We start from the raw sequence: 13,180 nt of genomic DNA, 5'->3' as shown, positions 1-13,180 counted from the left end.
CATAGCCCTCGGGGCAGGCGAGGGCAAGCGCCCGGCGGCATCTGTGGCGATTGCACAAAAGTGCCAGAAAAAGTCCCAGCGAATCTCAATTTTGTCTAGGGACGGGGGCGCGGCCATCTCCTATTCTTGATTCCTCAAGACATGACGCCGGCCGGCTGGAGGTATTTTCAGCCCGAGGCGCGAGACATCCACAGGAGAATCAAGTTGGCCAAGAAAGTCCCCCTCAAGATCGCCATCGCCGAGCATCCGCACACCTCGGCCATCCGCAACGGCTCCATTCCCATCGAGGGCGTGGAGGCGGAATTTGTCACCGTGCAGCCGCAGATCGGCGCGTTTCGCCGCATGGTGCGCGACGTCGAATTCGACGTGTGCGAACTGGCGCCCACCACCTACATCATCGCCCGCGCCCATGGCGCGCCCTTCGTCGCGCTGCCGATCTTCGTCGTGCGCCGTTTCCACCACGGCGGCCTGCTGGTGCGCCCGGATGCCGGCATTGGCCACCCGAAGGAGCTGGAAGGCAAGCAGGTCGGCGTGCGCGCCTATTCCGTCACCACGGGCGTGTGGAACCGGCAGGTGCTGATCGACGAATTCGGCCTGGACGCGTCGAAGGTGACGTGGGTGGTCGATGACGAGGAACACGTGACGCAGCTGAAACTGCCGGGCAACGTCATCCACGCGGCGCCCGGCACCTCGCTGGCCGACATGATGGCCAGGGGCGAGCTGGTGGCCGGCCTGGAAGGGGCGGCGGGCATCGGCCGCACGGGCGCGCCGACGGGCGGCTGGAAGGAGGTCGAGGCCGACTACCCTGACCTGTTGCCCAACGCGGCCGAGATCGAGGCGGACTATTACCGGCGCACGGGCGTGTATCCCATGCACGGCACCATCGTGGTCAAGGATTCGGTCCTGGCCGAGCATCCGTGGATCGCCAAGTCCCTGTACGACGCCTTCGAGCGGGCCAAACAGGAATGGCTGGCGCGTCTCGACGCGGGCGAGGCCACCAGTGCCAGCGACAAGAAATACCTGGCGCTGCGCAAGATCGTTGGCCACGACCCGCTGCCGTACGGCTTGCAGGACAACCTGAAAACCATCGAAACACTGGAAGCGACGGCCTACCAGCAAGGCTTGACGCCGCGCCGCATGTCGATCGCCGAACTGTTTGTCGATCCGCTGGCACCTTGATCCGCAAATCCGCTGAACCGAACCGAGAGAACACCATGATTATTGATTGCCACGGCCATTTCACCACCGTCCCCGCCTCGTTTCGCAACTGGCGCGCGAAACAGGTCGAGTTTGCCAACGACCCCGTCAACGGACCGTCGCGCGCCGAAGCCTTTGTCTCCGACGATGAAATCCGCGAGGCGGTGGGCAACGGCCAGCTGCGCCTGCAGCAGGAGCGGGGCGGCGACCTGACCCTGTTTTCGCCGATCGCCGGCCTGATGAGCCATCACCTGGGCAACGAGCGCACCAGCCTGGAATGGGCGGAAATCTCGAACGACCTGGTGCACCGCGTGACGGAAATGTATCCGGAGAACTTCGCCCCCGTGTGCCAGCTGCCGCAGTCGCCGCTGGCGCCGCCGAAGAACAGCATTGCCGAACTGCGCCGCTGCGTCGAGGAGCTGGGCTTCGTCGGCTGCAACCTGAACCCTGATCCGACGGGCGGTTACTGGACCGGCACGCCCGTCACGGACCGCGAATGGTATCCGCTGTACGAGGCGCTGTGCGACCTCGACGTGCCGGCCATGATCCACGTGGCCGCCTCGTGCAACCCGTGCTTCCACGGCACGGGCGCGCATTACCTGAATGCGGATACCTCGGTCTTCATGCAGATCTTGCAGTCGGACCTGTTCAAGGATTTTCCCCAGCTGCGCCTGATCATCCCGCATGGCGGCGGCGCCGTGCCTTACCACTGGGGCCGCTACCGGGGCATGTCGCTGGAAATGCAGCAGCGTCCGCTGGAAGGGCTGCTCGACAACATTTTCTTCGACACTTGCGTGTACCACCAGCCGGGCGTGGAGTTGCTGACCAAGGTGATTCCGGCGGACAACGTCCTGTTCGGCTCGGAAATGATCGGCGCCGTGCGCGGCAAGGACCCGGCCACGGGCCAGTATTTCGACGACACCAAGCGCTATGTGGATGGCATCGCCTCGCTGACCGAGGAAGACCGCTACAAGATTTTCGAGGGCAATGCGCGCCGCGTCTTCCCCCGTCTCGATGCGCGCCTGAAGGCGCAAGGCAAATAAGGAGCCAGCATGACCAGCATCATCGATATTCACCCGCACATCATTTCCGGCGACGAAAGCCGCTATCCGCCGGCTCCCCTGTTCGGCAAGCGCTCGGACTGGTCGCAGGAGCGGCCCAGCACCGTCGAGGCGCTGATCGCCCAGATGGACGCGGCCGGCGTGGCCAAGGCGGCCGTCGTGCATTCGTCCACCACGTATGGCTTCGATAACAGCTATGTGGTGGAAGGCTGCGGCCAGTACCCGGGCCGCCTGGCGGCCGTCGGCTCCGTCGACGTGCTGCAGGAAGACGCGCCGCAGCGCATCCGCGCGTGGCAGGCGCGCGGCCTGGCCGGCTTGCGCCTGTTCACCGGCGGCAGCACCAAGGACTTCGATCCCAGCGAACTGGACGATCCGCGCTCGTTTGCCGCGTGGGAACTGTGCGCCGAGCTGGGCCTGACGATGTGCATCCAGACGGGACCCGTCGGCCTGCCGCAGGTGACGGCGCTGGCCAAGCGCTTTCCCACGGTGCCCATCATCCTCGACCACCTGGGCCGCCCGGACGTGGCCGACGGCGCGCCATACGCCCGGGCGCACAGCCTGTTCGAGCTGGCCGCCTTGCCCAGCATTTACCTGAAGCTGACGCCGCGCATCTTCAACGACGTGAGCAAGGACAAGGCCAGCGCCGAAACCTTCTTCCCCCGCGTGGTGGACGCCTTTGGCGCGTCGCGCATGGCCTGGGGCTCGAACTACCCCACTTCGCCGGGCAGCCTGGCCGACATCCTGGCCACGGCGCAGGCGGGCCTGGCCTGCCTCGGCGACGCCGACCGCGCCTGGATCTTCGGCAAGACGGCGCAGCAGCTGTACCCCGGCCTGGCCTGACGCCGGCGCCACGCCACTTTAACTCCGGGCAAGCCGCCGCAGAGCGGCCCGAAAACAGCACACATCAAGCACACATCACCGAAAGAGATAGATGGAGACAAGTAAGGCAAAAGGCGCAGGCGCCGTCAACCCCTGGGGCATCTTGCTGCTGCTGGCGCTGGGGCTGCTGATTTCCTTCGTGGACCGCACCAGCCTGTCATCGGCGCTGGCGGACAAGAATTTTGTCGCCGAATTCGCCCTCACCAGCGTCGAGCGGGGCTGGCTCAATTCGTCCTTCTTCTGGTCGTACGGCCTGTGCCAGCTGGGCATGGGCTGGGTGGTCGACCGTTACGGCGTGAAGTGGCCCTACACCGTGTGCTTCACCCTGTGGTGCCTGGCCTCGGCCGCCACCGGCATGGTGACGACGCTGGGGGCGCTGATCCTGATGCGCCTGCTGGTGGGCGCCGCCGAAGCGGTGGTGATCCCGGCCAGCTACCGCTGGATGGGCAACAATTTCCGCGAAAGCCAGAAAGGCCTGGCCGTCGGCATCTTCGCCATGGGCGGCAAGTTCGGCCCGGCCATCGGCGCGCCCATCGCCGCCTGGATCATCGTCAACCATTCGTGGCAGCTGATGTTTGTCGCCACGGGCCTGGTGGGCCTGCTGTGGCTGGGGCCGTGGCTGCTGATGGTGAAGAACGATTTTCCCTCGAAGGCGGAACTGGTCACGCGCCGCGACACGGCCGCCTCCGTCACCTTTGGCAGCCTGCTGGCCAGCCCCGTGGTGTGGGGCGGCATGATCAATAACTTTTGCTACGGTTATTTCACCTTCTATTGCATGACCTGGATGCCGGCCTACCTGGTCGAGCAGCGCGGCCTGTCGCTGGAAAAGTCCGGCCTGTACACCTTCTTCAGCTTTGCCGGCATCGCCATCGTCGCCACCATCGCCGGCTGGGCCGCGGACCGCCTGATTGCGCGGGGCAGGGATGCGGTGCGGGTGCGCAAGAGCTTTGTCGTCGCCGGCTTCATCGGCGGCACCACGGTCCTGCTGGGCGCGTATGCGCCGACCTTGCAGCAAGCGCTGTTCTGGAACGTGCTGTCGCTGTCCTTGCTGGGCCTGGTCACGGCCAACAACACCACCCTGTGCAAGCTGACCCTGATCCCCAAGCCGGCCATCGGCCTGAACACGGGCTTGCAGCAGGTGGCCACCAGCCTGGCCGGCGGCATCTCGGCCAGCCTGTCGGGCTGGCTGCTGCATGTCAGCGGCAGTTACACGGCGCCGATGCTGGCGATTTTCGTCTTCCTGCTGATCGGCGCCGGCAGTTCCGTCATCTTGCTGCAGCGCAAATGGGCACCGAAGGTCGGCGAAGCGGCGGCGCAGGAAGCGAAGGAAGCGCCGGCGCCGCTGCAGGACGCGCTGGGCAAGCTCTGATCTCCCATATAAAACACCTACACGAGGAACACGATGGCAAAAATTGTATTCGGCATGGCGGTACCGCATAGCGGCATGCTGGGCCAGAAGCCGGAAGACTGGCTGACGAATGGCGAGCGCGACCGCAATAACCCGGAACTGTGGTTCCGCAACCGCACCTGGACCTACCCGGAACTGGAAGCGCACCGCGAGGCGGCCTTCGAGCGCTACCTGACGCTGGAGGAGCGCACCGGGCGCGCCGCACGCTGCCGCGCGGCGCTCGACACCATGGCGGCGGCCTACCGCGAGGCGAAGATCGACGTGGCCATCATCCTGGGCAAGGATCAAAAGGAGATCTTTACGCAGTTCTCGCCCTCGATCGCCATCTACACGGGCGCCGAGGTGCACAACGGCCCGCCGCAACGCGCCGTGTATGCGCCGGACCAGCACGTGACGCACCCTTGTCATCCGGAACTGGCCGCCTACCTGGTCGATGCCTTCCAGAAGGAGGGTTTCGATTTGACCGACCTGTTCGCCTGGCCGGACAACGTGTGGATGAAGCCCTTGCCCGAGTATCCGGTGGCGCCGCACGCCTACAGCTTCGTCTACCACCAGATCATGCAGGACGAGGTGCCGCCGCACGTGCCCGTCATCATGAACTGCTTCTATCCGCCCACGCAGCCATCGATGGCGCGCTGCATCGAATTTGGCCGCGTGCTGCGCGACGCCATTACTGCCTGGCCGGCCGACGTGCGGGTCGGCATCTTCGCCTCGGGCGGCCTGTCGCACTTCGTCAATGACGAGGAGTTCGACCACAAGGTCATGCAGATGCTGGGCGACTACGACTACGACGGCCTGGCCGCCATCCCCGACGGCTACTACCAGTCCGGCACCTCCGAAATCAAGCTGTATGTCAGCGTCATGAAGGCCATGCAGGACACGGGGGCCGCCATGACGCTGGTCGACTACGTGCCGTGCTGGCGCACGCCGGCCGGCACGGGCGAGGGCATGGGCTTCATGTACTGGGACAGCAAACAGTAATCATCCACTTCAGACAACGAGGAACAGCATGAGCAACAACCGCCTGAACGGCATCATCCGCGCCTGGGAACAGGGCAAGCCCGCTTTCACCGCCTTTTCCAAGATCGACAAACAATCGGCCATCGACATGAGCGAGGCGCCGTACGACGGCATCGTGTTCGAGATGGAGCACAATCCCTACGATGTGGCCGCGCTCGGCGACGCGCTGCAGTACATGCTCAACCGCAAGCAGATCGCTGGAGCGGCGTCCGTGGCGCCAGCCGTCACGCCGCTGGCGCGCATTCCCGCCAACGGCGTCGAGATGAACCAGTCGTTCGCCAAGCAGGTGCTGGACCGCGGCGTGTATGGCGTGATCACGCCGCACGTGGCCACCGTCGAGCAAGCCTGGAACGCCGTCGCCTCCTGCCGCTATGCGCGGCCGAAGAACGCGCCGCTGTACGAACCGCGCGGCGTGCGCGGCGACGGCCCGGCCAATGCGGCCCGCTACTGGGGCTTGAACCAGCAGGAATACTATGCCAAGGCCGACGTCTGGCCGCTGGCGCCGCACGGCGAGATCCTGTGCGGCCTGATGATCGAGAGCACGCAGGCCATCGAGAACCTCGACGACATGCTGGCCAATGTGCCGGGCGTGGGCTTCGTGCTGATCGGCGAGGGCGACCTGTCGCAGGAACTGGGCCTGGCGCGCCAGTACGAACATCCGGAAGTGCTGGCGGCCATGGCGCAGATCGTCGCCACCTGCCACAAGCACCAGGTCAAGGTGGGCAATCCGCACGTCACGGGCAGCAATTACGAGCGCTTGCTGAAGGAAGGCTACGGTTTCCTGATGTCGGCCCCGCAGCGCAGCTACGGCGTGATCGGCAAGGCGCGCGAGATGGCGGGGTACTGACATGAATGGCGCTGAAAGCCTGGTCCAGACGCTCACCGAACAGGGCGTCGACATCTGTTTCGCCAATCCGGGCACCTCGGAGATGCATTTTTTGAAGGCGCTGGAAAACCCCCGCATGCGCAGCGTGCTGTGCCTGTTCGAAGGCGTCTGCACGGGCGCCGCCGACGGCTACTACCGCATGAAGGACACGCCGGCGTCGACCCTGCTGCACCTGGGGCCGGGCCTGGCGAACGGCCTGGCCAACATCCACAATGCCAAGCGGGCGTCGTCGGGCATGCTCAATATCGTCGGCGAGCATTCGGCGGCGCACCTGCAATACGATCCGCCGCTGATGTCCGATATCGAAGGCCTGGCGCGGCCCCTGAGCCACTGGGTGCGCCGCGTGGAATCGGCCGGCAGCGTGGCCTGGGACGTGGCCAGCGCGGTGGCGAAGGCCAGCGAGCAGCCGGGCCAGATCGCCACCCTGATCCTGCCCGGCGACGCCTCGTGGCAGCAGGCGGGCGCGCCCGCCGTGCCGGCCCAGGCGCTGCCGCGCGCCGACAGCCTGGCCAGGCTGCCGGACGCGGCGCGCATCGAGCACGTGGCCAGGGTGCTGCGCTCGGGCGAGCCGACGCTGATCATCCTGGCGGGCCGCGCCACGCGCGGGCGGGCGCTGGCACTGGCGGGCAAGATCAAGGCGGCCACGGGCTGCCGGCTGGCCACGCAGTTCTTCACGTCGCGCATCGAGCGCGGGGCGGGGCGCGTCACGCTGGAGCGTATTCCGTATGCGGTCGGCCCGGCCATCGACTACCTGAAGGGCTACAAGCACATCATCACGGTGGACACGACGGAGCCGATCGCTTTCTTCAGCTATCCCGACAAGCCCAGCCTGCTCAAGGCGCCCGGCACCAGCGTGCATGCGCTGGTCGAGAGCGGCGAAAGCTGCGAGGCGGGGCTGGAAATGCTGGTCCACGCGCTGGGTGCCACGCATACGCCGGCCGTGTTCCAGCCGCGCGCCGAGGCGGTGGCCCCCAGCGGCGCGCTGACGCCGGCCAGCATCGCCGCCGCGCTGGCCGCGGCCTTGCCGGACAACTGTATCCTCGTCGACGAATCGCTGACCACGGGGCGCGAAACCATGGGCCTGACGGTGGGCGCCGCGCCGCACGACCTGATCAACAACATGGGCGGCTCGATCGGCTACGGCACGCCGGTGGCGACGGGCGCCGCGCTGGCCTGTCCCGAACGCCGCGTGTTCTGCATGGTGGGCGACGGCAGCGCCATGTACACCATCCAGTCGCTGTGGACGCAGGCGCGCGAAGGCCTGGACATCACCACCATCATCTTCGCCAACAACAGCTACGCCATCCTGAAGGCCGAATACGCCAACATGGGCGCCGGCGCGCCGGGGCCGCAGGCGCTGGCCATGATCGACATCGACCGTCCGCGCATCGACTGGCAGGCCATGGCGAAAAGCATGGGCGTGCCCAGCGTCGCCGTCGACACGGCCGAAGGCTTCCACCAGGCCATGCTGGACCTGGCGCGCGAGCCTGGCCCCTCGCTGATCGAAGTGCGTTTATAACTCTCTTGAAAGGAAACCCCATGAGCCACGACTATAGCGGCGTGCCGACCTTGCGCATCAACCTGTCCGACTATCCCGTCACGCGCGCGCTGCGCGACGGCCGCGTCACCTCCGCGCTGTTCCAGCTCGATTTCTGCGGCCCGACGCCCGCGCACAACGGCTTCAAGGCGATGGTGCGCGAGAACGCCTTCGACGCGGGCGAACTGGCCATCGTCACCTTCCTGCAGGCCAGGGCCTACGGCAAGCCCTACGTGATGCTGCCGGCGCCCATCTCGGGCCGCTTCCAGCACCATTGCGCCGGTTTCAACAGCGATTTCGGCCACCTGGAGCCGAAGGATATCGAAGGCAAGAAGGTCGGCGTGCGCACCTACACGCAGACGACGGCGCTGTGGATACGCGGCATCCTGCGCCACGAATACGGCGTCGACCTGGACAAGGTGACGTGGATGACCCTGGGCGACGGCCACCTGGCCGAGTACAGCGACCCGGCCAATTGCGAGCGCCTGCCCAAGGGCGCGTCGATTCCCGACATGATGCTGCACGGCGAACTGGCGGCCGCGCTGCTGGGCGAGGACATGCCGAAGGATCCCCGCGTGCGCACCCTGGTGCCCGATGCGCATGCCGCCGCAAAGGACTGGTTCGCGCGCGAAAACGTGGTGCCGATCAACCACATGTTCGTCGTGCACGCGGAACTGTCGCGCCAGCGGCCCGACATCGTGCGCGAACTGTACCGCATGCTGGCCGAGAGCCGCGCGCTGGCCGAAGGCGTGCCGGCCGTCTTCCCCCCGCTGGGACTGGAAGCGAACCGCAAGGGCCTGCAGCTGGCCATCGACTGGTCGCTGGACCAGAAGATCATCCCGCACCGCCTGGAAGTCGATGCGCTGTTCGACGACGTGACGCGCGCGCTGGGGTGAAGCGTATCCAAAAGTGCCAGTGAATCTGTCTTTTGTGCAGAGACGCTGGCCGGCGCGTCCCCTATTCTATCCCTGCAGGACCGGGCCACCCGCCCACAGAGGCGGCGCTCGCCGGTGCAGTACCCAAAACTATAAGAACGATCAAGGAGACACGATGAAACAGCACGCAGGAAGCCGCACGTCCGCAGCACCGCGCCACGCGCTCACAGTCCTCGCCGCCATGCTGGTGGCCATCGGCGCGCCGGCCGGCGCGGCCGACCTCAATCCTGGCGGCGAGTGGCAAATCCGCTGGGACAACACCATCAAATACAGCGCCGGCTACCGCATCGACTCGCCTTCGACGGCCCTGATCAGCGGCGCCGCCAAGGTGAACAACGACGATGGCGACCGCAATTTCAGCAAGGGCCTGATCTCGAACCGCGCCGACCTGCTGTCCGAATTCGACGTGCAAAAGGATGGCTTCGGCCTGCGCCTGAGCGCCGCCGCGTGGTATGACACGGTCTACAACAGCGGCACCTCGAACACGTCCAAGGCGACCAGCAACAACGTCTCGGCGCCCTACAATGCATTTTCCCCTGACACGCGGCGCATCGGCGGGCGCAACGCGGAAATGCTCGACTGGTTCGTCTTCGGCAGGAACCAGCTGGGCGACGCCACCTTGTCCTACCGCCTGGGCCAGCATTCGCTGATCTGGGGCACCACGCTGTTCTTCGGCATGAACGGCATCGCCAAGGGCATGGCGCCCATCGACCTGTACAAGCTGTCGATTCCCGGCGCGCAGGCGAAGGAAACCACCATTCCCGTGCCGCAATTGTCGAGCACCTTGCAACTGAGTAACGACACCAGCGTGGAAGCCTATGTGCAGTTCAAGTACCGGCCCACGCGTCTGCATCCGGCCGGCAGCTACCTGAGCGCGACCGACATGCTGGGCGACGGCGCCGAATCGATGTATGCGGGTCCCTTGAAACTCAAGTATGCGGGCATGGCCAAGGGCGACTTGCCGAACAACTTCGGCCTGGCGCTGAACACGCGCAGCGAGCTGCTCGACGCCGATATCGGCCTGTATGCGATCCGCTACAACGATACCTCGCTGCAGATCGTCACGCAGGCGGCCAGCCAGCGCTACTTCCTGGCCGTGCCCAACCAGGTGCGCGCGTTTGGCGCCAGCATCTCGCGCCTGGTCGGCAGCGCCAACCTGGGGCTGGAAGCGTCGATGCGCTACGGCCAGCCGCTGGTGGCGCGCTCGGGCACGGTGAGCTTGCCGGCGGGCGCGGGCAGCAGCTGGCTCACCGACAATACGCCGTATCCGACGGGCCGCACGGCGCACCTGAACCTGTCGGGCACCATGATAGGCGGCGCCTCCAGCCTGTGGGACGGCTCCAGCCTGGTGGGCGAACTGTCGGCGAATCACCTCAACAGCATCGAGCGCAACGCGGCCAAGGTCGATACCACACTCAACAAGACCAGCTATGGCGGGCGCGTGGTATTCACGCCCACCTGGTACCAGGTGGCGCCGGGCCTGGACCTGAGCGTGCCGCTGAACCTGGGCTGGTCGTTCAAGGGCCGCTCCGTGATCGACACGGCGTTTCCGTTTTCCGGCAGCCCCGACCACGGTGGCGAATGCATCGTCGGCGTCACGGGCGTGTACCTGACCAAGTGGACGGGCAACCTGTCGTTCATCAATTACCGGGGCAAGGCCACGTCGCAGGCGCTGCTGGACCGCGATTACTTCCGCTTCAGCCTGCAAACCAGCTTCTAAAAAATACCAAGGAGACCAACCATCATGAACGCGTCCATCATGCATACCGCCAGCCTCGTGCTGGCCCTGACCCTGGCCGCCGGCGACGCCGCGGCGCAAGCGGGCGCCAGCCTGAAAGCGGGTACGCTCACGCCGTATGGCGCCGAACGTGGCGCCAGCAAGGATGGCAGCATTCCCGCCTGGGACGGCAAGCCCGTCGCCACGGCGGTCGGCGCCGACAACAAGCGCGCCGACCCGTATGCGGCGGAAAAGCCGCTGTTGTCGATTACGTCGGCGAATGCCGCCCAGCACGCGGAAAAGCTCACGGATGGCACCAAGGCGCTGCTGGCCAAGTGGCCGGGCATGCGCATCGATGTCTATCCCAGCCACCGCAGCGCCGTGTTCGCGCCGGCCGTGTACGACGCCGTGGCGCAGAACGCCACGCGCGCCAAGCTGGCCAATGGCGGCCTGACAGTGGAGGGCGCCTACGGCGGCATCCCATTCCCCGTGCCGAAGAATGGCCACGAAGCCTTGTGGAACCACATGCTCAGCTACCGTGGCCAGTTGACCAGCTTTACGGCCGATAAATACGTGATGACGGCCAGCGGCGACCGCGTGCTGACCAACCGCCAGCGCACCAGCCTGGCGTATCCGTATTACGACCCGAAGGGCAAGCCGGAAGCGTTCAGTGGCGAGTGGGCGCGCGCGCGCCTCGATATCACGGAGCCGCCCGCCAATTCGGGCCAGGCCATGATGACCATCGACTACGTCGACAATTACGCCAAGCCCAAGGATGGCTGGCAGTATGTGCCGGGCCAGCGCCGCGTGCGCAAGTCACCGTCATTGGTGTACGACACGCCCGACGCCTCGGCCGCCGGCCTGGCCAATTTCGATGACGTCAACCTCTTCATCGGCGCGCAGGACCGCTACCAGGTGCAACTGCTGGGCAAGAAGGAAATCTACATCCCGTACAACAACAACGGCCTGTTCCGCAAACCCGTCAACGCCGTCATCGGCAAGGGCACCTTGAACCCGGACGCCGTGCGCTGGGAGCTGCACCGCGTCTGGGTGCTGGAAGCCACGCTGGCGTCCGGCAAGCGCAACGTGGCCGCCAAGCGCCGCCTGTATCTGGACGAGGACACGTGGCAAGCCGTGCTGGCCGACACCTGGGATGCGCAGGGCAAGCTGTGGAAGACGGGCCAGGCCTACACCTTGCTGGCCGGCGACGAGCCGTCCGCCAGCACCCTCAGCTACACCTGGCACGACCTGCTGTCGGGCGGCTGGGTGTATGCGGCGGCCATCAATGAAACGGGCGGCGTGTCTTACCAGGACTTCGACAGCAAGCAGCTGAGCCGCTTCACTTCGGGCGCGCTGGCCAGCGGAGGCGTGCGTTGAGCAGCATGTCCTTCCTGTGCGCCGGCATGCTGGCGCTGCTGGCCGCTGCCGCCCCGCTGGCCCAGGCGGCTGGCGCCTTGCCGGCGGCCCTGCAGCGGCCCGCCCTGACGGTGGCCCGGCCGACGGCCGCCCATCTGCTGGCCATCGCGCGGGCCGGCGAGCGCCTGGTGGCTGTGGGCGAACGGGGCCTGGTCATCTACACGGACGATGCGGGCCGCCACTGGACGCAGGCGAAAGTGCCCGTCAGCGTCAGCCTGACGGCCGTGCGCTTTGCCAATGGCAGGGAGGGCTGGGCGGTGGGCAACATGGGTGCCGTGCTGCGCACCACGGATGGCGGCGCCAGCTGGACGCGCGTATTCGACGGCCTGCGCGCCGCCGCGCTGGCCGCACAGGCGGCACGGCAGGCATGGGATGCCGTCAAGCCGGATCCGGCGCAGGCCGACCACCCGCTGAATCTTCTGCTGCAGGATGCGCAGCGCTTTGTCGACGAAGGCGCCGACAAGCCCTTTCTCGACATCGGCTTGCGCGCCGACGGCAGCGTGCTGGTGGTGGGCGCCTACGGCCTGGCGTTTTCCAGCAGCGACGGCGGAGCCAGCTGGCAGGCGCAGATGCGCCACCTGCCGAACCCGGAGGGCGGCACCTTGTACGGCATCGCCGAACGCCAGCACGAACAGTTCCTGTTCGGCGAGCAGGGCTTGCTGCTGCGCGCGGCGGGGCAGGGCATGCCGGACGCCACGCCGTTTGCCGCGCAAGCCTCGCCGGCGAAAGGCAGCCTGTTCGGTGCCCTGTCCCTGCAAGACGGCACCCTGATGCTGTTCGGCCTGCGCGGCAAGGTGCTGCGCAGCGCCCGGCCCGGCGCGCCGTGGCAGGAAATGGCCACGCCCGTCGACGCGTCGCTGCTGGCGGGCCTGCAATTGCCCGATGAAACGGTGCTGCTGCTGGGCGCCGCCGGGCAGGTACTGGCCAGCCGCGACCAGGGCCAGACGTTCGCCGCGCTGCCCATGACCACCCGCTTTCCCTTCACGGGCGCGGCCCTGGCGCCCGATGGCGGCCTGCTGATCGTCGGCACGCGCGGCCTGCTGCGCCTGGCCCCGGCCGAACTGGCCCGCGCGCTGGCGCCGCAAAGCGCCAGCGCCAGTCTCACGAAAACCGCACAACCATGA

11 protein-coding genes are annotated in these 13,180 nt (G+C 66.7%); all 11 read left to right on the top strand.

Translation table 11 applies throughout. From position 1 onward, the window contains the following. Positions 1 to 204 precede the first annotated feature (204 nt). The 11 genes from BM193_RS12165 (at position 205) to BM193_RS12115 (ending at position 13,180) form a co-directional block, all read left to right on the top strand. Positions 205 to 1,179, top strand: coding sequence for an ABC transporter substrate-binding protein (locus tag BM193_RS12165; protein ID WP_092797969.1), 975 nt, complete (start codon positions 205 to 207; stop codon positions 1,177 to 1,179). Between the two features lie 35 nt (positions 1,180 to 1,214). Further along, on the top strand, positions 1,215 to 2,240 hold the full coding sequence (locus BM193_RS12160; RefSeq protein ID WP_092832337.1) for an amidohydrolase family protein: 1,026 nt from the start codon (positions 1,215 to 1,217) through the stop codon (positions 2,238 to 2,240). A gap of 9 nt (positions 2,241 to 2,249) precedes the next feature. Beyond that, positions 2,250 to 3,098, top strand: coding sequence for an amidohydrolase family protein (locus BM193_RS12155; RefSeq protein WP_092797967.1), 849 nt, complete (start codon positions 2,250 to 2,252; stop codon positions 3,096 to 3,098). Positions 3,099 to 3,189: 91 nt separating this feature from the next. Next, positions 3,190 to 4,506: an MFS transporter gene (locus BM193_RS12150; protein ID WP_092797966.1), complete on the top strand. Its 1,317-nt coding sequence runs from the start codon at positions 3,190 to 3,192 to the stop codon at positions 4,504 to 4,506. Between the two features lie 33 nt (positions 4,507 to 4,539). After that, positions 4,540 to 5,526, top strand: a complete 987-nt coding sequence (locus BM193_RS12145; protein WP_092797965.1) for a DODA-type extradiol aromatic ring-opening family dioxygenase — start codon at positions 4,540 to 4,542, stop codon at positions 5,524 to 5,526. Positions 5,527 to 5,554: 28 nt separating this feature from the next. Continuing rightward, positions 5,555 to 6,412 (top strand): HpcH/HpaI aldolase family protein, encoded by an 858-nt coding sequence (locus BM193_RS12140; RefSeq protein WP_092797964.1) that lies wholly within the window; start codon positions 5,555 to 5,557, stop codon positions 6,410 to 6,412. Between the two features lies 1 nt (position 6,413). After that, positions 6,414 to 7,970, top strand: a complete 1,557-nt coding sequence (locus tag BM193_RS12135) for an acetolactate synthase large subunit (RefSeq protein ID WP_092797963.1) — start codon at positions 6,414 to 6,416, stop codon at positions 7,968 to 7,970. 20 nt (positions 7,971 to 7,990) lie between these two features. Then, a complete protein-coding gene (locus BM193_RS12130) occupies positions 7,991 to 8,884 on the top strand; it encodes a substrate-binding domain-containing protein (RefSeq protein ID WP_092797962.1) in 894 nt (297 codons plus the stop codon). A gap of 154 nt (positions 8,885 to 9,038) precedes the next feature. Next, complete coding sequence (locus tag BM193_RS12125; RefSeq protein ID WP_092797961.1) at positions 9,039 to 10,643, top strand: DUF1302 domain-containing protein; 1,605 nt, start codon at positions 9,039 to 9,041, stop codon at positions 10,641 to 10,643. A 24-nt stretch (positions 10,644 to 10,667) separates the two neighbouring features. Then, complete coding sequence (locus BM193_RS12120) at positions 10,668 to 12,017, top strand: DUF1329 domain-containing protein (protein ID WP_092797960.1); 1,350 nt, start codon at positions 10,668 to 10,670, stop codon at positions 12,015 to 12,017. Between the two features lie 5 nt (positions 12,018 to 12,022). Then, complete coding sequence (locus tag BM193_RS12115; protein ID WP_175533263.1) at positions 12,023 to 13,180, top strand: WD40/YVTN/BNR-like repeat-containing protein; 1,158 nt, start codon at positions 12,023 to 12,025, stop codon at positions 13,178 to 13,180.

Source organism: Janthinobacterium sp. 344, from assembly GCF_900112025.1.
Lineage (GTDB): Bacteria > Pseudomonadota > Gammaproteobacteria > Burkholderiales > Burkholderiaceae_D > Janthinobacterium.
The sequence above is the reverse complement of the archived record's forward strand: the minus strand, read 5'-3'. Positions and strand labels throughout refer to the sequence as shown.